The sequence below is a fragment of the Comamonas piscis genome, from assembly GCF_014109725.1.
GTDB lineage: Bacteria > Pseudomonadota > Gammaproteobacteria > Burkholderiales > Burkholderiaceae_C > Comamonas > Comamonas piscis.
In genome coordinates, this window is record NZ_CP058554.1 from 4,287,678 (window position 1) to 4,308,035 (window position 20,358).

The following is a 20,358-nucleotide window of genomic DNA, read 5'->3' on the forward strand; positions in this document are numbered from 1 at the left end:
ACCGCATTGTGGCATCGCCGACAATAGACCCATGTCGGAAAACCAGCATTTGATCATCTCTTACGCAGCCACGGACGAGCCAGGCTGCCAGCAGGCCTTGCAGACCCTGGCGCTGCCCAACCTGCAACGCCTGCTCAAGCAATGGTCCGTCAGCACCACCGACAACGGCGCGCTGGAAGATTTTGCCCCCCCGCATGAACGGGCCATGGCCCAGGCGCTGGGCCTGCCGCGCCAGGCCACGCCCTGGGCAGCACTGCAGCAGCTGCAAAACGGCCAGGCCCCAGGCGATGCCGGCTGGGCCTTTCTCACGCCCTGCCACTGGCAGATCTCGCCCGACCAAGTGCGCATGAGCGCGCTGGCGGCCGCGCAGATGAGCAACGAGGAATCGCGCAGCCTGCTGGCCATCATGGCGCCCTGGTTCAGCGAAGACGGCATTGAACTCGTCTACGACCGCCCCGACCGCTGGCTGGCGCGTGGCGATGTCTTCGCCCAGCTCGACACCGCTGCGCTCGACCGCATTGCGCTGCGTGATGTGCGGCCCTGGCTGCCCCACAAGGCCCAAGCCGCCGTGCTGCAGCGCCTGCAGACCGAGATGCAGATGCTGCTTTACACCCATGCCTTTAGCGATGCGCGCGAGGCCAGTGGCCGCGCACCGATCAATTCCTTCTGGATACACGGCGCAGGCGCCCTGCCCGCCGCCTACCAGCCCCCAGCCCAGCGCCCGGTGCTGAACACCGCGCTGCGCGACAGCGCCATGGACGCCAACTGGCCCGCCTGGCAGCAGCAGTGGCAGCAGCTGGACCAGACACTCGCCACAACTGGCCTGGCCCAGCTGACCCTGTGCGGCGAAAAAAATGCCATTACCCTGGAGCCGCTGGCTCAGGGCTGGTTACCCAAAATCAAGAAATGGCTGGGCAATCCCCAGCCGGCTGCGCTTCTGAGCTCCCTATGAAAATTCTGGCTAGAGATATTCCCCCGCGCACCGTCTGGGCGCTGGAGCAGGCAGGTGTGCACCCGCTGCTCGCCCGCCTGTTTGCCGCACGCGGCGTACAAGCTGTGGCCGAACTGGATGACGGCTTGTCCCAGCTGCTGCCGCCCACCGGCCTGCTGGGCACGCGTGAAGCGGCCCTGTTGCTGGCCGATGCGATTGGCCGCCAACAGCGCATCTGCGTGGTGGCCGATTACGACTGCGACGGCGCCACCGCCTGCGCGGTCGCCTTGCGCGGGCTGCGCATGCTGGGCGCCCAGCAAGTCAGCTACCTGGTGCCCGACCGCGTGGTCGATGGCTATGGGCTGACCGCAGCCATTGCCGAGCGCGTGCACCAGCAAGGCGCGCAAGTGCTGGTGACCGTGGACAACGGCATCGCCAGCGTGGACGGTGTGGCCCGCGCCAAGGCGCTGGGCATGACGGTGATCGTCACCGACCACCACCTGCCAGCAGCCACCTTGCCGGCGGCCGATGCCATCGTCAACCCCAACCAGCCCGGCTGCGGCTTTGCCAGCAAGGCCATGGCGGGGGTGGGCGTGATGTTTTACGTGCTGATGGCCTTGCGTGCCGAGCTGCGCGACCGGGGCGCCTTTGCCGACATGGCCCAGCCCCGGCTGGACAGCCTGCTGCCGCTGGTGGCGCTGGGCACCGTGGCCGATGTGGTCAAGCTCGATGCCAACAACCGCCGGCTTGTGGCCCAGGGCCTGCGCCGCATCCGCGCCGGCCATATGCCGCCTGGCCTGGGCGCGCTGTTCTCTGCCGCCAGCCGGCGTGCGGCGACAGCCAGCACCTTTGACTTTGGCTTTGCACTGGGCCCGCGCATCAACGCCGCCGGGCGCCTGGCCGATATGACCATCGGCATTGAATGCCTGCTGACCGACGACACCTTGCTGGCCGACACCCTGGCGCGCCAGCTGGACGCCATCAACCGCGAGCGCCGCGATATCGAAACAGGTATGCGCGAACACGCGATGCTGCTGGCCGAGGCCCTGTTTGAAGAGGGCACCGAGCCGCCACCGGCCGTCAGCGTGTTTGACCCGGACTTCCACGAAGGCGTGGTCGGCATCGTCGCCTCGCGCATCAAGGACAAGCTGCACCGCCCCAGCTTTGTGTTTGCCGCCAGCAGCGCGCCCGGCCATGAGCATGAGCTCAAGGGCTCGGGCCGTTCGATCCCTGGCTTCCATCTGCGCGATGCGCTGGACCTGGTGGCCAAGCGCCACCCCGGCGTGCTGATCAAATTTGGCGGCCATGCGATGGCGGCGGGCTGCACGATTGCGCTGGACGATTTCGAGGTGTTTGAGCAGGCGCTTGCCCAGGTCGCGCAGGAATGGCTGGACGAGCGCACCCTCACCCGCCAGTTGGAGACCGATGGCCCACTGCCGGTGCAGTTCCGCCATGCCGAGACGGTGGACACGATCAACAGCCAGGTCTGGGGCCAGGGCTTTGCACCGCCCACGTTCAGCGAGGAGCTGGAGGTCATCAGCCAGCGCCTGGTCGGTGAAAAGCACCTGTCGCTCAAGCTGCGCCACCAGGGCGAGATGGTCGATGGCATCTGGTTTGGCCATACCGAGCCCCTGCCGGCCAAGGTGTTGCTGGCCTTCCGGCTCGACATCAATGAGTGGCAGGGCCAGCGCAAGCTGCAGTTTCTGGTCGAAGGCGCACAGCTGCCGGGTTGATGGCGCTTTTGAGCTGCGCACAGACATTTACCAAATGTTAGGGGAATAGCGGCCAAACTGCGGCCGCTTGTCACCGCAGTTTTCTAAAATATGCGCTGGGTTATTCTCTGCGGCGCACAAGGCTGCAGCGATGCAACCGCCGTGGATGGCCAAGCGGCATGGCAGGCTTCGCAGCCCCGGATGGGCGCAGAGGCCATCGCTTGGTTATTCAGAATTTGAATATTAACTTTCCGGCCATCTGCTTCAAGTTGGCTGCTAGACAAGCTGAGACTCCATGAGCAATATTTCCGTGGCCGTGCTGGGCGCCGGCATGGTGGGCGTTGCCAGCGCATTGGCGCTGCAGAAAAAGGGCTTCCGCGTGACCTTGCTCGACCGGCTCGCCCCTGGCGAAGAGACCTCTTACGGCAACGCGGGGGTGATCGCACGCAGCTCGCTGATGCCCTTCAACAATCCCAGCCTCTGGGGTAACCTGCCGGTGCTGCTGAAGAACCAGAGCGCGGGCTTTCGCTACCAGGCGCAGTTTTTGCTGCAAAACCTGGGCTGGGCGGCGCGCTTTGTGGCCCAGGCGCGCAGAACGGCGTTTGAGGAAACGACCACGGCGCTGGACAGCCTCATCCGCCTGTCGATGACCGAGCATGCCCAGCTGCTGCGCGCCAGTGGCGCCGCGCACCGCATGCGCGACAACGGCTGGATGTTCCTCTACCGCCAATCCGCCGCCTTTGCCGGTGGCGCGCTGGCACGCGAGCGCATGGCGCACTTTGGCGTGGCCACTGAGGTGCTGGAGCGCGACCATATCCGCCAGCTGGAACCGGCGCTGAACCCCATATTTGAGCGCGCGCTCTGGGTCAAGGACACCTGGTCGGTGGACAGCCCCGGCGATGTCGTCAAGGCCTATGCCGAGCTGTTCCGCAAGCAAGGCGGGCAGTATGCGCAGGCCCGCATCAAGACCGTGGAGCCGCTGGCCGGCAGCCGCTGGCGCATCCGCGCCGATGGTGCGCAAGATGGCCTGGAGGCCGACCGGGTGGTGGTCGCGCTGGGGCCCTGGAGCCGCCAGTTCATGGCGACCCTGGGCGTGAAGGTGCCGATGGCTTATGAGCGCGGCTACCACATGCACTTTGCGCCACCCGCATCCTGCAATATCTCGCGCCCGGTGTACGACACCGCCGGCGCCTATGTGCTGAGCCCCATGGAGCAAGGCCTGCGCTTGACCAGTGGTGTGGAACTGACCGATATTGACGCCCCCACCAATCCGGTGCAGCTGGGCCTGGCCGAGGCCGCCGCACGTGAGGCGATTGACATGGGCCAGGCACTAGAGCCTGCACCCTGGATGGGCAGCCGCCCCACCTTGCCCGACAGCCGCCCCATCATTGGCGCGATGCCGGGCCAGCGCAATCTTTGGCTGGCCTTTGGCCACCAGCACATTGGCTTTAGCACCGGGCCGGGGACGGGCGCCATTTTGGCGGCGTTGATGCGCGGGGATGATGCGCCGGTCGATGTGCGGCCATTCCGCGCCGAGCGTTTCCTCAAAGGCTAGTCGTGCCAGCGCCCTGGCCGCAAGGCCGGGCGCGTTAGGGCATCAGGCTGGCAATGCAGCCCAGCGCTGCGCCAGCAGGCTCACCACATCGTGTACCGGCAAGCCCGTAGCGCTTGCTACCGCATCGCGGTAGACCGGCATATTGGTGCACTCCAGCACAATCGTTTGCACCTGCGGATGGGCCTGGCACAGGGCGACTGCGGCAGCGACCACCTCTCGCTCAGCCTGGGTGATGTCCATGTGGAGTGCATTGCCGAGGATGCGCGTGGCAAATTCGCCGTCCGGCGTCACACCTTGAACCGGTGTGCCAACGGGTACGCCAGCGGCGGCCAGAATGCGTGGCGTCAGGCTGGCTGCTGCGATGGTGACCACGCCGGGTTGCGGTAAGTGCGCGCACTGCAGCAGGCTAGAGCTGACGACGGGCACATCCACACTCCCGGCCAGCAGATCCTGGTAGGCAGCCAAAAAGCCGCAGCTGGTGGTGATCATTGCCGCGCCCTGCGCTTGCATCGTGCGGGCGGCATCGACAAAGGGCTGCACAAAGCGGGGATCGGCTTCGCGCACAATCTTGGCGGGCGAGGCGCCTTGCACCTTGTGCATCTGCACGGGGATGCCCAGCGCTGCCCAGGTCTGCAGGTTGCCGATGTCGCCGGGCGGGCGCGGAAACAGCGTGTCCAGCATCAGAATGCCGAGAAACGGCGCCGTGGGCGCGGGTGCGGCGGACAGGGGCAGCATGGCAGGTGTCAGTCGAGCAAGGGCATGGCGGGCAGCGCGCCACGGCGGTCGATCTTGCGGCTCAGCACCACCGAGGTGTAGGTCTGGCGAATGCCCTCGATCAGGCCGATGCGGTCCAGCAGCGCATCGAGCTTTTCGTTGGAATCGCAGCGCAGAAAGATCATGTAGTCATGCTGGCCGGACACGGCCGAGACCTCTTCCACCTCGGGAATGCTCTCCAACACCTGCATGACGGCCTGGGCAGTCTTGGGCATCACGCTGATGCCGCAGTAGGCACGCACGGCCGACTGCTCCAGCTTGGAGCCCAGGCGCACGCCGTAACCGGCGATGACGCCCTCTTTCTCCAGCCGCGCAATGCGGGCCACCACGGTAGTACGTGCCAGGTTCAGCTTGCGCGCCAGCTTGGCGGTGGATTCACGCGCATCGGCCTGCAACAGCGCCAGCAACTTGCGGTCAATATCGTCGAGTCGAAAATCCATAGGTTCCCCTGCTTGTTATACGGCGTGGCCGATGATACGGCCCAAAAAGCTGCGCGTGGCTTCGTGTTGCGGGTTGTCGATCACCTGCGAAGGGGGACCCTCCTCGACCACCACGCCATCGCGCATGAAGACCACCTTGTCGGCCACCTCGCGCGCAAAGGCGATCTCATGGGTCACGAGGATCATGGTCATGCCGTCCTTGGCCAGCGACTGGATCACCTGCAGCACCTCGCCGACCAGCTCGGGGTCTAGCGCAGAAGTGGCTTCGTCAAACAGCATCACGCTGGGCTGCATGGCCAGCGCGCGGGCAATGGCCACGCGTTGCTTCTGGCCGCCGGAGAGCTGGTCGGGCATCATCTGCGCGCGCTCAGCCAGGCCTACCTTTTGCAGCAGCGCCGTGGCACGGGCCTCGGCTTCCGCCTTGCTGATGCGCAAGACCGTAAGCGGGCCTTCCATCACGTTTTGCAGCACCGTCATGTGCGGGAACAGGTTGAAGTGCTGGAACACCATGCCGGTGCGGGCGCGGAAGCCTGCGAGCACCTTGTCCTTGGGCAGCTGGGTTTGCTTGCCGCTGAAAGCCAGCGACTGCGCATCGACCCGCACATCGCCGCCATCGGGGACGGTCAGCAGGTTGATGCAGCGCAGCAGGGTGGATTTGCCCGAGCCCGAGGGCCCGATCAGGGCCACCACCTGGCCCCGGTTGACATCCAGGCAGATGTCCTTGAGCACTTCAAGCTGGCCGAAGGACTTTTTCAGGCCACGAATACAGATGAGCGGTTGGTCTTGCATCTCAGGCCTCCTTGGCAGCGCTGCCGTGCTCCAGGCGCTTGGCCCACAAAGTCACCGGGAAAAGAATCAGGAAATAGGTGATGGCGATGAAGGTGTAGACCTCCAGCGGGCGGTAGGTGTCATGCGCAATCACCTGGCCTTGGTAGAGCAGATCAGGCACGGCCAGCACCATCAGCAAGGAGGTGTTCTTGAGCTGCAGGATCGACTGGTTGACCAGTGGCGGAATCATCTTGCGGAAAGCCTGGGGCAGGATGATGCGGTGCATCACCTGGAAGCGCGTCATGCCAATCGCCTGGCCGGCTTCGGTCTGGCCGATGTCAGTGCTGATGATGCCGCCCCGGATGATTTCGGAATAGAACGCACCGCCGTATAGCGACAGACACAGCGCAGCGGCCACGGGCGCGCTCATCTCGATACCGGTGAGCACCGGCAGCGCGTAGTAGAACCACATCAACTGCACGAGCACTGGCGTACAGCGAAACACCTCGACAAAGGCGCGCAGCGGCGCGGTGATGATCTTGTTGCTGGACAAACGGCCCAGCCCCGCCACCAGGCCAACGGCCAGGCCGCCGAGCACGCAAATCACCGTAAACAGCAAGGTGTAGCCCACACCGCCGACCAGCAGCATGCGGTACTTCCACAGGAAAGCAAAGTCCCACTCGTACATAAATCAACCTACCTTTAACGCATACACCCCGGAGGCAGCATGCGGCTGCAACCGGGGTGTTTCACATGGGCAGAACGCCCATGTGGACCAACCATTAGAACTTGACTTCCTTGGGGAAGGACTCGGCCTTCACGCCAGCGAGCTTTTCCATGTTTTTCAGCACCACGGCCTGGATCTCGCCCTTGGCACGGGATTCATCCAGCCAGGCATTGACGGCGTTTTCAAAGTCCTTGTTCGACTCCTTGCGCAGGCCGACATTGGTGTTGGCCGTCTCGACCGGGGTCGGCACATACACGGCACCCACGTCAGGGCGCTTGGCGATCAGTGGCTGCGACAGCAGGACCACCAGCACCTGGCAATCGGAGCGGCCGGTTTGCACCGACATGGTGGCGGCGCCCGAGCTTTCCAGGCGCGAGATGCTGGCCTTGGGCAGCGCGCGGGTGGCGAACTGGTCCTGGTTGGAGCCGATATCGACCACCACCTTGGCATCCGGCGTGTTCAGCTGTTCCCAGGTCTGCACGGGGGCATGGCCCTTTTTGCAGACGGCCGTGAAGGTGTTGTTCAGCAGCGGCTTGGAGAAGTTGACCACTTCCATGCGCTGGGGCGTGGGCGCCATCGCAAACATCAGGTCAATCTTGTTGGCCTGCAAGTCCAGCACGGCATTGCCCCAGGTGGTCTCGACAAACTTCACGTTCACGCCGAGCTTCTTGGCCAGGCTCTCGCCAAAGTCGGGGCCAAAGCCTTCCCATTTCTGCGACACCAGGTCTTTGTTGAAGTAGGGAATGGCGCCGGCCACCGCACCTACACGCAACTCCTTGGTGCGCTTGACGCGGTCCATCGTCGATTCACCGCTTTGCGCCAGCGCCGCACCGGTCACCGATACACCTGCGACCACCAAGGCGGCCGCACCCATCAACTTTTTGACAGAAAACATCTACGTATCCTCTAGACGCAGCGAAAACGGGCTGCGCGACCGTGAAAAACCGACAGTGTATTCCTGATAAAAACCCTAGTGAAAAACACAAAACGTCGAGATGCATTGTTAATTTCGTCAAATCGGCGAAACAACGACAATTTAAGGGTTAATACTGACATTTCAGAGACAGCTTAGGCGGAAATACCCCGCTGCGCTGCCGATTGCTGGTCCGGGTCTGACATACCTGCTACAGCACGCGGCCTACAATGCTTCGATATCCCTAGCTAATTCCATGCCAGACATGCTCAACGCCGATCTGCACTGCCACTCCACGTTCTCCGACGGCACCCTGAGCCCGGAAGCGCTGGCGCAGCGTGCGCGCGAGCGGGGTGTGCAGCTCTGGGCCTTGACCGACCATGACGAGGTCAGCGGCCTGGACCGCGCCAGCGCGGCCGCTGCGCAGCAGCAGATGGCGTTCTTGAGCGGTGTCGAGGTGTCGGTCAGCTTTGGCGAGACCACCGTGCACATCGTGGGCCTGGGCTTTGACTGGCAGCATGCCGGCCTGCGCGAGGGCCTGGCCCGCACACGCGGTGGCCGCGAGCAGCGGGCCCGGGACATGGCCGCCGGGCTGGAGAAGGTGGGCATCAGCGGTGCCTACGAAGGCGCGCTGCGCTATGTGGGCAACCCCGATCTGATATCACGTACCCACTTTGCGCGCTTTTTGGTAGAGACGCGGGTTTGCCGCGATCCGGCCGAGGTCTTTCGCCATTACCTGGTGGAAGGCAAGCCCGGCTTTGTGCCCCACCGCTGGGCGCGGCTGCAGGATGCGGTGGAATGGATTGTGGCTGCGGGCGGCATGGCGGTCATCGCCCACCCTGCCCGTTACCACCTGAACGGCGGCGAAGAGCATGCGCTGTTCACCTCCTTCAAAGACTACGGTGGCCAAGGTGTGGAAGTGGTCACTGGCAGCCACTTTCCGCACGAATACGCCACCTATGCCGACCTGGCCAAAAGCTTTGGCCTCTACGCCTCGCGCGGCTGCGATTTTCACAGCCCCGGAGAATCCGGTACCGATTTTGGTGCACTGCCTCCGCTGCCCAATGGGGTGCAACCCGTTTGGCAGGCATTGGAAGGCCGCATCCTCCACCCCAGCCAACCGCCGCAGCCCGCCGCCCATTGAGGTAGGCGCGCTGCAGCAGCCCCCACGATAACAAGAGCAAAAGAAATACCATGGCCCAATATTTCGAGGTTCACCCCGACAACCCCCAGCCCCGTCTGCTCAAGCAGGCAGCCGCCATGCTCAAGGATGGCGGGATCCTGGCTGTCCCCACCGATTCGAGCTACGCCTTTGTCTGCGCACTGGACAACAAGCAGGTGGTGGACCGCCTGCGCCGCATCCGCCAGATTGACGACAAGCGCATGCTGACCTTGCTGTGTTGCGACCTCTCCCAGCTGGCCAGCTACGCGAGGGTGGACAACCACCAGTTCCGTATCCTCAAACTGGGCACGCCGGGACCTTTCACATTCATTCTGGACGCCACCAAGGAAGTGCCGCGCCGCATCAGCCACCCCTCACGCAAGACCATCGGTCTGCGCGTGCCTGACAACAAGGGCCTGCTGATGCTGCTGGAGCTGCATGGCGAGCCGCTGCTGTCAACCACCTTGATTCCGCCCGGCGAGACCGAGCCGCTGAACGACCCCGAAGAAATCCGCGATCGCTTTGAATCGCAGATCGAGCTGGTCGTCAATGCGGGCCCCTGCCCGCTGGAGCCCACGACGATTGTGGACCTGACCCCCATGGGCAGCGGTGGCGCACCGGTGGTGGTGCGCGAGGGCCGGGGGCCGCTGGCGCAGCTGGGCTTGTAGCCGACCGGCAGCGCCACAACAGGCAAAGCTAAAGAGGAATGGGGCGCGCTGTCGCAGCCCCTTTGCCCGCCTGCGCGGAGATCGCGAGCGGGTTCATAGGCCCATGGTGAATCTGTTAGGCTTGGCGGCTCGCGTGCGCGCTGTGCGGCCGCGTTTTTAACAGCTTTGCGACCACCGATCCGTGAACCCTGACCTGATCCAAAACATCCTGATTTTTGCGCTGCCCGTGCTGTTTGCCATCACGGTGCATGAGGCTGCCCACGGCTATGTGGCGCGCCACTTCGGCGACAACACCGCCTTCATGCTCGGGCGCATCACGCTCAACCCCTTCAAGCACATCGATCCCATCGGCACCATCGTCATGCCCTTGGTGCTGTACTTTGCCACCAGCGGCGCCTTTGTGTTTGGCTATGCCAAGCCGGTGCCGGTGAACTTTGGCAACCTGCGCAACCCCAAGCGCGACATGATCTGGGTGGCACTGGCCGGCCCGCTGACCAATTTTGCGCAGGCCATCCTCTGGGCGCTGCTGTTGGGCGTCCTGGCCATCTCCGGCATCAACGAGCCGTTCTTCATCAAGATGTGCTACGCCGGCATCTCCGTCAACCTGGTGATGTGGGCGCTTAACCTGTTCCCGCTGCCACCACTCGATGGCGGCCGGGTGCTGGTGGGCCTGCTGCCCTACAAGCCGGCGGTGGCAGTGTCCAAGATGGAGCCCTACGGCTTCTTCATTGTCATGGGCCTGATCATCAGCGGTGTGCTCAGCACCATCTGGATGACCCCCTTGATCAGCGTTGGCCGCAGCCTGATCAACCTGATTCTGCTGCCGTTCTCGGGCTAAGGGCCCGCCAACGTTGGCCACTGTCTTTATTGCGATTTCCCTGTTATGACCAAAACCCGTTTCCTCACCGGCATCACCCCATCCGGCACGCCCCACCTGGGCAACTATGCCGGCATGATGCGCCCAGCCATCGCTGCCAGCCGCACCGGCGATGTGGAAAACTTCTACTTCCTCGCCGACTACCACGCGCTGATCAAGTGCCAGGATCCCGAGCGCGTCAACCGCTCGACGCTGGAGATTGCGGCCAGCTGGTTGGCCGCTGGTTTGAACCCGGAGCACGTCACCTTCTACCGCCAGTCGGACATCCCCGAGATTCCCGAGCTGACCTGGTTTCTGACCTGCGTGACCGGCAAGGGCGTGCTCAACCGCGCCCATGCCTACAAAGCCGCGCAGGACAAGAATGCGGAAGCTGGCAAAGAGGGCGACGATGGCGTAACCGCCGGCCTCTTTATGTACCCGGTGCTGATGGGCGCCGACATCCTGGCCTTCAACGCCAACAAGGTGCCGGTGGGCCGCGACCAGATCCAGCACATCGAGATGGCGCGCGATATGGCGGCAAGCTTCAACCACCTGTATGGCGAGCACTTTGTGCTGCCAGAAGCTGCGGTGGACGACAACGTCGCCACCTTGGCCGGCCTCGATGGCCGCAAGATGAGCAAGAGCTACGACAACACGATCCCGCTGTTCTCGACCCCGGCCCAGCTCAAGAAGCTGATCGGCAGCATCGTGACGGACTCGCGCGCACCGGGCGAGCCCAAGGACGTAGAAGGCTCGGCGCTGTTCCAGATCTACCAGGCCTTTGCCACTGCAGAGGAAACTGCCGCCCTGCGCCAGGCCTATGCCGATGGCATTGGCTGGGGCGATGCGAAGACCCTGTTGTTCGAATGCATTGACCGGGAGCTGGCTCCGTTGCGTGAACGCTACAACTACCTGATGGCACACCCGCAGGAAGTAGAGGCCATTTTGCTGAAAGGCGCTGAAAAAGCGCGTACATATTCAGGCCCTTTACTACACAAGTTACGCGGCGCTGTTGGCCTGCGACCACTGACCCCGGCCAGCACGGCCGTGACCCCAAAGGCCGCTGCCAAACAGGCGGCTGCCGCTTTCAAGCAGTACCGGGAGAAGGACGGCAAGTTCTACTTCAAGCTGGTGCGTGCCGACGGCGCCCTGCTGCTGCAGAGCCAAGGCTTTGATGCACCGAGGGATGCAGGCGCGATGATTGCCCATCTGCAAGCTGCACCGCAGCACCTGCAAGAGGCGATGGACAACCTGCAACTGGGGGACAGCTTTTCGCTGTCTGATGTGCAGTTGGCGCTCAAAGAGATAGCCGAGACTTAAGAGACTGCCTATACTGCATTTGCAACCAATTGTTGAAGCTGTCACTGTAGTGGCAACTTACCCGTTTAACGCAGTGTGGAGCCGGTGATTCAATTTGCTTTTATTATTGAGCTATTAAATAAAAGCAAGCTATTGAGCTTTGGGAGTGAGCCGTTATGAGAATTGTGGCACTGGATGATGATCTGGTGGTCCTGGATATGCTCTCCAAAACCATGGAGGCGGAGGGCCACGCCTGTACAACCCATTCCTCTGGCGCTTCTCTGATAAAGGACATGCGCCGGGAAACCTACGACCTGCTGATTCTGGACTGGCAACTGCCAGACACCACGGGCCCGCAAGTGGTGCGCTGGATACGAGAGAACGTCAACCAGGAGTTGCCGGTGCTCTTCATCACCAGCCGCCATGGTGAGGCCGACATTGTCGAGGGACTGGAGTCGGGTGCGGATGATTTCATGATCAAACCGCTGCGGGTGGCCGAGCTGGTGGCGCGCGTGCGTGCCCTGCTGCGCCGCGCCTACCCAGCCGCCACCAAGGGCACCTTGGAATTTGGTCGCTACAAGTTCCTGTCCGATTCACGGGCGCTGGAGGTGGACGGCAAGCTGGTGGAACTGAAGAACCGCGAGTACGACTTGGCGCTCTTCCTGTTCCAGAACATGGGCCGCCTGCTGTCGCGGGACCATCTGCGCGAAATCATCTGGGGCCAGAACTCCGATGTGATCTCGCGTTCGCTGGACACCCATGTTTCGCGTCTGCGTACCTTGCTGGATCTGCGGCCGGAGAACGGTTTCATCATCACGGCGGTGTACGGCGTAGGCTACCGGTTTGAGGCCGTCAAACCGCTGTCCGAGACGCAGCCTGAATAAATTTCTGCCGTTGAATGCAGCGCGGTTTACGGCCAACACGCAACACGTGTTGGCCGTATTTACTCCGCCGCAGCCAACGGCCCTGCCAGGCAGCATCGCCTGGTTGTAAGGAGAGCCATTTTGTTTTTTTCTCGTCTGCCGTTTTCTGCTGCCGTTTTGCTGGCCATTGGCGTGGCCGCCCCTGGTCTTGCGCTGGCGGCTTCGGCAGACCAGTTGCCTGATATCCGCCACACCGTCCAAAGCGGTGACACGCTCGAAGCCGTGGCCAAGCGCTACCTGAAGGACCCGCAGCAGTGGCGCGCCGTCGGTACGCTCAATGGCGTCAAGGATCCCTTGCGCCTGCCCATTGGCTCGGTCATCGTCATCCCCGCCAACATGGTGGGCTACGAGGAAGTAACGATCAGCCATGTGAAGGGTGTTGCACGGGTGCGCTCGCCGCAGACCGGTGGCGATTGGCAAAGCGCGGCATCGGGCACGGTCTTGACCGAGGGCGATGAACTGCAGGTGCCTGCCGGCAGCTTTGTGACCTTGCGTTTTTCCGATGGCAGCTCGGTGCGCATCAACGAAAACTCCGAACTCAAGCTCAGCGAGCTGCGCAAGAACAAACGCACCGACGAGCAGCAATCGGTGCTGGACTTGAGCCGGGGCGGGCTGGAATCGCATGTCACGCCAGTGATGGACCAGCGCCGCAAGCGCAAGTTCGAGATCAAGACACCGATGGCCACCACCAGCGTGCGCGGTACCGTGTTCTCCGTCAGCGTGACGGACTCAGGCAGGGCGATCACCGCCGTGGACCAGGGCGTTGTGCAAGTGCAAGGCCATGTAGCCACGCAGACGGCACGCGCCGCTGCGCAGCAGGCACTGGTGTCCGCAGGCTCCGGCGTTGCCGTGCAGGCCAGCGGCCAGTTGGGTGCAACCGTTGCGCTGCTGGAGGCGCCCAGCCTGCAAGGCAACCCTGCCGTCTTTGAAGACGCCAACTTTCTGAGCCTGCAGGTCGGTGAGGTGCCCCACGCCCAGCAGTATGCGGTGCTGCTGGCGCTGGATCCCGAACTGTCCCGCGTGATCCTGCGCCAAAGCCATGCCAGCCCGAGCTTCAAGTTCGAGGCCGTGCCTGATGGCAACTACTACCTGAGCGCGCGCGCCATCGATGCGCAGGAAATTCCGGGCAAGCCGGCGGTGCAGGCGATCAAGGTCAAGGCCACCCCAATTCCACCGCTCTATTCCAGCCCTGCGCCAGACGGCCTGATCGGCCTGTCCGATGGCGAGCTGCTCTGCACCGAAGGCGGCTCGGGCATTGCGGGCTACCGCATCCAGGTCTCTGCCAGCCGGGACTTCTCCACACCTTTGCAAGACAGCGGCGTGGTCGGCAACTGCCAGGCCGCCGTCGCCAGCCTGGGCGTGGGCAGCTATTTCTGGCGCGCCGCCAGCGTGCGCAAGCTGCCCGATGGCAGCTTGGACCAGGGTCCGTTTGCACAGCCCCAGGCTTTCAAGACCGGCAGCAACCCCAGCAGCCTGGGTGCCGATGCACTGAGCGCCGGCGAAGCCAGCGCACCCAATCTGCTGCAGCTGTCCTGGCCGGCCGAGCCCGGCCAGCGCTTCAACCTGCAGCTGGCCCGAGACGAATCCTTTGCAGCCCCGCTGGCCACCGCCCAGCTGGAGCAGCCGCAATGGACCTCCGACGCGCTGGTCTCCGGCGACTACTACGTGCGCATCCAGGTGCTGGATCCGTCCGGCCTCAAGAGCCGCTACTCCGATCCGCGCAAGCTGACCGTAGAGCCATCGGTTATCACCGGCGCAGGCAGCGTCCTCAAGACCGGTGAAGGCAAGGCCGTTCTCAGCCCGCGCTAAGGGCATGGCGATGCGAGCCGCGCCTCTGCCGGCGCGCTGCCCCAGCCACTGAATTCGCCCATGGCCGCGCCCTCCTTCTCGCTCAGCCGCACCCAACTGCGTTGGTTGGAGTGGCTGCTGCTGTCCGCGCTGCTGCTGGGCCTAGTGGCCTGGGCCAGCCTGCGTGAGCAGCCCCGCATCATCAACACCTTTGTGCAGGACGTCACCGGCTGGCTCAGCGCACCCGAGCCCAGGGATGACATCGCCATCGTGGCCATTGACGATGCCAGCCTGCAGAGCGTCGGACGCTGGCCCTGGCGCCGCGCCGTCCATGCGCAGCTGATCGATCGCATTGCGGCCCAGCGCCCCAAGGCCTTGGGGGTGGACGTGCTGTTCAGCGAACCTGACCGGCAACACCCCGAGGACGATGCACAACTGGCCCAGGCCATTGCCCAGGCCGGCAACGTGGTGCTGCCGGTGGACTGGCGCATGGCCAGTGTGGACATCGGCGCCGAACTGCCGCTGGCCAGCTTGCGCAATGCCGCGCGCCAGCTGGGCCATGTCAATGTCACGGTCGATGACGACGGCGTGATACGCCGCTACTTTGGCGCCCAAGGGGAGAACACCGGCCCCTGGCCCCACTTCAGCATTGCCATGCTCTGCGCCAGCGGCCAGAGCCACCGCCTCTGCCAGGGCACCCGCCCGCCGGAGCCCGGTGAGCAGTGGGAGCAGCGCTCGCCCGAGATCTTCAACTTTGCGAAGGGCGACCGGCCCTATGCGATGTACTCGGCCGAAGATGTGCTGACGGGGCGCATCCCGGAGGACGCCTTTCGCGGCAAGTACGTTCTGCTGGGCGCCACCGCCTCAGGGCTCGGCGATTATTTTGCCAGCCCGGCCCGGCCCTCCTCCCGCCATATCGCGGGCGTGGAGCTGATTGCCCATGCACTGGATTCGCAGCTGTCGGGCCAGCATGTGCATGCGGCATCGCTGCGGGGCAATATGGCAATCAACCTGGTTGCCATCGTGCTGGCCTTGATGGCGATTGCGATGCTGGGCCCCATGGCGGGGCTGCTGGCCCAGATCATGGTCGCTGTCGGCTTGCTGGCGCTGTGCCTGGCGCTGCGCAGCTGGGTCGGTTTGCAGCTGGCGCCCGGGGCGGCGCTGGTGGGCCTCTTGGTGATCTACCCGATCTGGAGCTGGCGGCGACTGAGCGCGGCCGCGCAGTTTTTGCAGCAGGAGATGCATAACCTGCGCGCTGCGCTGGACACCACCAGCGCCCCGCAGCGCAATGGCATGCTGATGGACGATTTTCTGGAGCGCCGCATCAAGGCCGTGGAGACCGCCACCGACACCCTGCGCCAGATGCACGGCTTTGTGCGCGACACCTTGCGCCAGATCCCCTCGCCGACCTTTGTGGTGGACCCGCTGGGCATGGTCAGCCTGCACAACGCCGCTGCCGACAGCTACCTGCACAACCTGGGCATGCCTAGCCAGGGCTTGATCGCCATCCAGTCGGCGCTGAATGGTATGCGCCTCAAGGCTTCAGGCCAGGTGCTGTCCTTTGCCAGCGCCGAACAATTACGCACCCTCCCCGCTGAATGCGAAGTGCTTGATCGCGAGGACCACGCCTGGCTGCTGCTGGCCGAAGCCTTCCGCGCGCCGGCACCGGCTGGCTGGTTGCTGATGCTGGTGGACCTGACGGAGCTGCACAAGGCCCAGCAGCAGCGCGACCAGGCGCTGCGCTTTATCTCGCACGATTTTCGCTCGCCCCAGGCCTCCATCATTACCTTGCTGGAGATGTACAAGGAGTTCCCTGGCCAGATGAGCGAGGCCGAACTGCACCAGAAAATCAACCGCCTGGCCCAGCAATCGCTGGAGATGGCCGAGAGCTTTGTGCAGTTGGCATCGGCGCAGTCACAGGCCATGCAGCGGCAGCTGCTCAACCTGGATGTGCTGCTGCAGGAGGCGGTGGACGACTGCTGGGCCAAGGCCTCGGAGAAAAAGATCCAGGTGCGCTACCTGCCCGGGGCGCTAGAGGCCGCCGAGACCGATATTGCCTGCGTGGGCGACCGCTCCTTGCTGCAGCGCTGCTTTGTCAACCTGCTCAGCAATGCCATCAAATACAGCCCCAGCGGCACGGTGGTGGAGGCAGGCATTGCCGATGATGGCGACTACTGGCTGGTGGAAGTGCGCGACCAGGGCTTTGGCATGACGCAGGAGCAACTGGACAAACTCTTCCAGCCCTTCCACCGCTTTCACCAAAACAGCCAGCCACAGATCGCCGGCATCGGCCTGGGCCTGAGTTTTGTGCAAACCGTGGTGCTGCGCCACCAGGGCTTTGTCCGCGTGACCAGCGAAGTCAACGAAGGCTCTTGCTTCAGTCTGCATTTGCCCAAGGCGCCAGGCACGCAGCCTGAATTGACACAGCCATAGAACGGCGCTCAGTGCAGTTCTTTGCCCTTGAGTTCAGGAATCAACCACACCGTCGCCAGCGCATCCAGCACATAGATGGCCGCCAACAGGCCAATCGCCATCTGGAACGAGTACTGCGCGGCAATCGCACCAATCACCACCGGGCCGGCACCGCCCACCGCACGGCCAATGTTGAACAGCACGTTCTGCGCCGTGGCGCGGGCTTCGGTCGGATAGGCTTCGCTCATCAACGCGCCAAAGCCGCCCATCATGCCGTTGACGAACATGCCCATCAGCGCACCAGCCCAGAGCATGGTGATCGGGTCGTTGAGCTGGGAATAGAACAGCACCATGATGGCGGCACCCGCCTGGAACAGCAGAAAACTCGGCTTTCGGCCAATGCGGTCGGCCAGCTGGCCAAAGATCCAGATGCCGGCCATCATGCCCAGGATGGTAACGGCGGTCCATAGCGCGGACTTGGTCAGGTTGAAGCCCAGTTTGTTGGCCAAAAATGCCGGCATCCAGATCATGATGCCGTAGTAGCCAAAGTTCTGGACCGAGGTCAGCACCGCAATACCGACGCTGATGCGGGTGGTGGCACGGTCCTTGACCAGCAGCTTGAAGCACTGCAGCACCGACTGCTTTTTCTCCTGGCTGCGCACAAACACCTCGGGCTCATGCAGGCGGTTGCGGATGAACCAGGCCACAAAAGCGGGGATCACGCCCACCAGGAACATGCCGCGCCAGCCGATATAGGGCAGCAACAAGGGCGTGAGCAAGGCTGCGCCCAGCACCCCGACCTGCCAGCCCAGCGCCACATAGGACGAGACACGGGCGCGGTAGCGCGCAGGCCAGGCCTCGGCCGCCAGCGCCATGCCAATACCGAACTCGCCACCCAGGCCAATGCCGGCAATGGTGCGGTAGATCAGCAGATCCCAATAGCCTTGCGCAAACGCACACAGGCCCGTGAACACCGCAAACAGCACAATGGTCCAGGTCAGCACGCGGATGCGGCCATAGCGGTCGCTGAGCATGCCGAACACAATCCCGCCGAAGACAGCGCCGATCAAGGTCCAGGTGACCAGGGAGCCGGCCTGGGCCGCCGTCAGCCCCAGGTCTTCGCGGATGGCGCTGAGCATGAAGCCCAGGATCAACAGGTCAAAGCCATCCATGGCATAGCCGACGGCCGAGCCAGCCAGGGCCTTCCAGCCATAGCGATTGACGACATCGGAAGAGGTGGACGCGGTGCCTGAGGCGGCAGACGCAGCAGCGGGAGAAGACATGGAAAGCGCTTTGTAGTAGGTTTTATGACAGCTGCGCCCACAAAAATGCCGCACAGACGGCGGCATGGTTTGATTGGCAGCGGGCGCTATTGTGCGCGATATCTATACGCTCTGCGTAGAAGCTGCGCAGTCCACCTATTGACCAGTCGGTAAAACTCTGCGCTTTCGCGCTCTGCTCAGGCCAGAAACAGCTCCTGCAGGTCATTCAGAAAATCAAAACCACGCTCTGTGGGGGTCACTTTCTGAAAATCGAGTGTGATCAGGCCCTTGGCTTCGGCCGCATGCAAGGCCTTGGCGATGGAGCTGAGCGGCAGGCCGGTGCGGTCCAGGTAGTCTTGCAGCGCAAAGCCATCACGCAAACGCAGGGCGTTGAGCATGAACTCGAAGGGCAGATCGGCACGCTTGACCTCGTCATCCTGCGCCAGCGCATGGCCCTGCAGCGCCTGGGTCATGTAGCGGGCCGGGTCGCGCAAGCGCACTTGGCGCACCACGCGGTGGGCAAAGCTCAGCTTGCTATGGGCGCCAGCCCCAATGCCCAGGTAGTCACCAAACAGCCAATAGTTGCTGTTGTGCACGCTGGCATGGCCGGGTTTGGCATAGGCCGATACCTCATAGCGCCCCATGCCGGCCTGGGCGGTGCGCGCGGTGATCTGGTCGAGCATCGCATAGGCCACATCGTCCTCGGGCACCGCAGGCGGGTACTTGGCGAAGAAGGTGTTGGGCTCGATGGTCAGGTGGTAGATGGAGATATGCGGCGGCGCAAAGCTCAGCGCTATATCCAGATCCCGCTCCAGGTCCTGAGGCGTCTGGCCCGGCAGGGCATACATCAGGTCAAGGTTGAAGGTCTCGAAGCTGGCAGCCGCTTCTTCAACCGCCGCCATCGCCTGCGCACCGTTGTGCACGCGGCCGATGGCCTCCAGAAAGCGGTCATCAAAACTCTGCACCCCAATCGACAAGCGGGTAATGCCCGCGCCCCGGAAGGCCCGAAACCGGTCTTTCTCAAAGGTGCCGGGGTTCGCCTCCATGGTGATCTCGCAACCGGCTTCCACCCGCAGGCGGGCGCGGATGGCCGAGATCAGCCGGTCAATCGACTCGGGCGCAAACAGGCTGGGCGTGCCGCCGCCCAGAAAAATACTGTGGATGCTGCGGCCCCAGATCAGCGGTAGCGCCTGCTCCAGGTCGGCGATCAGCGCATCGATGTAGCGCTCCTCGGGCACGGCATGGCGGCCATCCCGGGCTTCATGCGAATTGAAATCGCAGTAGGGGCACTTTTTGATGCACCAGGGCAGATGCACATAGAGCGACAAAGGCGGCAGGCTGGGCAGCTGCAAGGTGCCCGGGCGCATGTAGTGCTGGATATCGCGTTGCACCACCGGCTCGGCGCTGGGCGCAGACTGCAGCGGAATATGCACCGCCATCTCAGTCCTTCGGCGCAGCAGCCACCAGCGGCGTACCGGCCAGCCAGCTTTCTTGCAGCAAGGCCATCATCAGCCGCGACGAGCGGCCCCGGTGACTGTGCGCATGCTTGACCTCGGTGGCCATCTGCGCAAAAGTCATGCCCAGCGCGGGAATCAGCAGCACCGGATCAAAGCCAAAGCCGCCATCGCCCAGCGGCTCGGTCGTGATCTCCGCAGCCACGCGGCCAACGGCGACCAGCGGTTCCGGGTCCTTGGGATGGCGCACCGCTACCAGGGTGCTGACCATCGCGGCGCGGCGGTCGCTCAGGCCGGCCATTTGCTCCAGCAAGGCGCGCACATTGTTGTCGTCGCTTTTCTCATAGCCAAACTGCGTGCAGTAGTAGGCGGTATCAACGCCGGGCAGGCCGCCAAACGCCGCCACACACAGACCGGCATCGTCGGCAATGGCTGGCAGCCCGGTGCGCTCCGACGCAAACCGGGCCTTGCTCAGCGCGTTCTCCAAAAAGGTGCCATAGGGCTCGGGCGCCTCGCCCTCCATCAACGTACCCTGGGGCAGCAACTGCACGCCCAGGGGCGCAAACATGGCCTGCAGCTCGGCAAGTTTGCCTTGGTTGTTGGAAGCAAGAACGATTTTCATGGAACGGCACCAGCAGCTGCGCCCGCCATAGCGCGTGCGGCCCGCTGCTTTTTCAAGAAGCTAAAAACAGGCATGGCGGCCTTACAGCCGCC

Annotated in this window: 18 protein-coding genes; 10 read left to right on the forward strand and 8 right to left on the reverse strand. The window is 63.6% G+C overall.

The annotated features are described in order from the left end of the window. Nucleotides 1-31: 31 nt before the first annotated feature. From HS961_RS19310 to HS961_RS19320, 3 genes are all read left to right on the forward strand, one after another. Nucleotides 32-952, forward strand: a complete 921-nt coding sequence (locus tag HS961_RS19310) for a phosphoglycerate mutase (protein ID WP_182324773.1) — start codon at nt 32-34, stop codon at nt 950-952. Next, on the forward strand, nt 949-2,664 hold the full coding sequence (gene recJ, locus HS961_RS19315; RefSeq protein ID WP_182324776.1) for a single-stranded-DNA-specific exonuclease RecJ: 1,716 nt from the start codon (nt 949-951) through the stop codon (nt 2,662-2,664). The genes HS961_RS19310 and recJ overlap by 4 nt, the downstream gene beginning before the upstream one ends. A gap of 274 nt (nt 2,665-2,938) precedes the next feature. Further along, entirely contained in the window at nt 2,939-4,198 is a 1,260-nt protein-coding gene (locus tag HS961_RS19320; RefSeq protein WP_182324778.1) for an NAD(P)/FAD-dependent oxidoreductase, read from the forward strand. Between the two features lie 42 nt (nt 4,199-4,240). Here HS961_RS19320 and HS961_RS19325 read toward each other — a convergent pair whose 3' ends face one another. The 5 genes from HS961_RS19325 to HS961_RS19345 all read right to left on the reverse strand — a co-directional run bounded on the left by HS961_RS19325 (nt 4,241) and on the right by HS961_RS19345 (nt 7,802). Further along, nucleotides 4,241-4,933, reverse strand: coding sequence for an aspartate/glutamate racemase family protein (locus HS961_RS19325; protein WP_182324780.1), 693 nt, complete (start codon nt 4,931-4,933; stop codon nt 4,241-4,243). 8 nt (nt 4,934-4,941) lie between these two features. Next, on the reverse strand, nt 4,942-5,412 hold the full coding sequence (locus HS961_RS19330; protein WP_182324782.1) for an Lrp/AsnC family transcriptional regulator: 471 nt from the start codon (nt 5,410-5,412) through the stop codon (nt 4,942-4,944). Between the two features lie 15 nt (nt 5,413-5,427). Further along, complete coding sequence (locus HS961_RS19335) at nt 5,428-6,201, reverse strand: amino acid ABC transporter ATP-binding protein (protein WP_182324784.1); 774 nt, start codon at nt 6,199-6,201, stop codon at nt 5,428-5,430. 1 nt (nt 6,202) lies between these two features. Further along, nucleotides 6,203-6,868 carry an amino acid ABC transporter permease gene (locus HS961_RS19340; RefSeq protein ID WP_182324786.1) on the reverse strand — a complete coding sequence of 222 codons (666 nt, stop codon included), beginning with the start codon at nt 6,866-6,868 and terminating at the stop codon, nt 6,203-6,205. A gap of 94 nt (nt 6,869-6,962) precedes the next feature. Continuing rightward, nucleotides 6,963-7,802 carry a transporter substrate-binding domain-containing protein gene (locus HS961_RS19345; protein WP_238347662.1) on the reverse strand — a complete coding sequence of 280 codons (840 nt, stop codon included), beginning with the start codon at nt 7,800-7,802 and terminating at the stop codon, nt 6,963-6,965. Nucleotides 7,803-8,076: 274 nt separating this feature from the next. Here HS961_RS19345 and HS961_RS19350 point away from each other — a divergent pair, with 274 nt between their 5' ends. The 7 genes from HS961_RS19350 (at nt 8,077) to HS961_RS19380 (ending at nt 16,949) form a co-directional block, all read left to right on the forward strand. Further along, nucleotides 8,077-8,964 carry a 3',5'-nucleoside bisphosphate phosphatase gene (locus tag HS961_RS19350; RefSeq protein WP_182324788.1) on the forward strand — a complete coding sequence of 296 codons (888 nt, stop codon included), beginning with the start codon at nt 8,077-8,079 and terminating at the stop codon, nt 8,962-8,964. 50 nt (nt 8,965-9,014) lie between these two features. Further along, nucleotides 9,015-9,650 (forward strand): L-threonylcarbamoyladenylate synthase, encoded by a 636-nt coding sequence (locus HS961_RS19355; protein WP_182324790.1) that lies wholly within the window; start codon nt 9,015-9,017, stop codon nt 9,648-9,650. 181 nt (nt 9,651-9,831) lie between these two features. Further along, a complete protein-coding gene (locus HS961_RS19360) occupies nt 9,832-10,488 on the forward strand; it encodes a site-2 protease family protein (protein WP_182324792.1) in 657 nt (218 codons plus the stop codon). A 45-nt stretch (nt 10,489-10,533) separates the two neighbouring features. Further along, nucleotides 10,534-11,826, forward strand: a complete 1,293-nt coding sequence (locus HS961_RS19365) for a tryptophan--tRNA ligase (protein ID WP_182324794.1) — start codon at nt 10,534-10,536, stop codon at nt 11,824-11,826. A 155-nt stretch (nt 11,827-11,981) separates the two neighbouring features. Next, nucleotides 11,982-12,689 carry a response regulator transcription factor gene (locus HS961_RS19370; protein ID WP_182324796.1) on the forward strand — a complete coding sequence of 236 codons (708 nt, stop codon included), beginning with the start codon at nt 11,982-11,984 and terminating at the stop codon, nt 12,687-12,689. Between the two features lie 120 nt (nt 12,690-12,809). Beyond that, a complete protein-coding gene (locus HS961_RS19375) occupies nt 12,810-14,537 on the forward strand; it encodes a FecR domain-containing protein (protein ID WP_182324798.1) in 1,728 nt (575 codons plus the stop codon). Nucleotides 14,538-14,597: 60 nt separating this feature from the next. After that, complete coding sequence (locus HS961_RS19380; RefSeq protein WP_182324800.1) at nt 14,598-16,949, forward strand: CHASE2 domain-containing protein; 2,352 nt, start codon at nt 14,598-14,600, stop codon at nt 16,947-16,949. A gap of 8 nt (nt 16,950-16,957) precedes the next feature. Here the strand turns inward: HS961_RS19380 and HS961_RS19385 are convergent, their stop codons facing one another. The 3 genes from HS961_RS19385 to HS961_RS19395 all read right to left on the reverse strand — a co-directional run bounded on the left by HS961_RS19385 (nt 16,958) and on the right by HS961_RS19395 (nt 20,266). Then, nucleotides 16,958-18,100, reverse strand: coding sequence for an MFS transporter (locus tag HS961_RS19385; protein WP_412101664.1), 1,143 nt, complete (start codon nt 18,098-18,100; stop codon nt 16,958-16,960). A gap of 287 nt (nt 18,101-18,387) precedes the next feature. Further along, nucleotides 18,388-19,629, reverse strand: a complete 1,242-nt coding sequence (gene hemW / locus HS961_RS19390; RefSeq protein WP_182324804.1) for a radical SAM family heme chaperone HemW — start codon at nt 19,627-19,629, stop codon at nt 18,388-18,390. A 1-nt stretch (nt 19,630) separates the two neighbouring features. Continuing rightward, nucleotides 19,631-20,266, reverse strand: a complete 636-nt coding sequence (locus tag HS961_RS19395; RefSeq protein ID WP_182324806.1) for a non-canonical purine NTP pyrophosphatase — start codon at nt 20,264-20,266, stop codon at nt 19,631-19,633. Between the last annotated feature and the right edge of the window lie 92 nt (nt 20,267-20,358).

Excerpts from the sequence above, each read along its gene's own strand:
- HS961_RS19310 (WP_182324773.1), top strand. The coding sequence starts at position 32 with ATGTCGGAAAACCAGCATTTGATCATCTCTTACGCAGCCACGGACGAG.
- recJ (WP_182324776.1), top strand. The coding sequence starts at position 949 with ATGAAAATTCTGGCTAGAGATATTCCCCCGCGCACCGTCTGGGCGCTG.
- HS961_RS19320 (WP_182324778.1), top strand. The coding sequence starts at position 2,939 with ATGAGCAATATTTCCGTGGCCGTGCTGGGCGCCGGCATGGTGGGCGTT.
- HS961_RS19325 (WP_182324780.1), bottom strand. The coding sequence starts at position 4,933 with ATGCTGCCCCTGTCCGCCGCACCCGCGCCCACGGCGCCGTTTCTCGGC.
- HS961_RS19330 (WP_182324782.1), bottom strand. The coding sequence starts at position 5,412 with ATGGATTTTCGACTCGACGATATTGACCGCAAGTTGCTGGCGCTGTTG.
- HS961_RS19335 (WP_182324784.1), bottom strand. The coding sequence starts at position 6,201 with ATGCAAGACCAACCGCTCATCTGTATTCGTGGCCTGAAAAAGTCCTTC.
- HS961_RS19340 (WP_182324786.1), bottom strand. The coding sequence starts at position 6,868 with ATGTACGAGTGGGACTTTGCTTTCCTGTGGAAGTACCGCATGCTGCTG.
- HS961_RS19345 (WP_238347662.1), bottom strand. The coding sequence starts at position 7,802 with ATGTTTTCTGTCAAAAAGTTGATGGGTGCGGCCGCCTTGGTGGTCGCA.
- HS961_RS19350 (WP_182324788.1), top strand. The coding sequence starts at position 8,077 with ATGCCAGACATGCTCAACGCCGATCTGCACTGCCACTCCACGTTCTCC.
- HS961_RS19355 (WP_182324790.1), top strand. The coding sequence starts at position 9,015 with ATGGCCCAATATTTCGAGGTTCACCCCGACAACCCCCAGCCCCGTCTG.
- HS961_RS19365 (WP_182324794.1), top strand. The coding sequence starts at position 10,534 with ATGACCAAAACCCGTTTCCTCACCGGCATCACCCCATCCGGCACGCCC.
- HS961_RS19370 (WP_182324796.1), top strand. The coding sequence starts at position 11,982 with ATGAGAATTGTGGCACTGGATGATGATCTGGTGGTCCTGGATATGCTC.
- HS961_RS19380 (WP_182324800.1), top strand. The coding sequence starts at position 14,598 with ATGGCCGCGCCCTCCTTCTCGCTCAGCCGCACCCAACTGCGTTGGTTG.
- HS961_RS19385 (WP_412101664.1), bottom strand. The coding sequence starts at position 18,100 with ATGGATGGCTTTGACCTGTTGATCCTGGGCTTCATGCTCAGCGCCATC.
- hemW (WP_182324804.1), bottom strand. The coding sequence starts at position 19,629 with ATGGCGGTGCATATTCCGCTGCAGTCTGCGCCCAGCGCCGAGCCGGTG.
- HS961_RS19395 (WP_182324806.1), bottom strand. The coding sequence starts at position 20,266 with ATGAAAATCGTTCTTGCTTCCAACAACCAAGGCAAACTTGCCGAGCTG.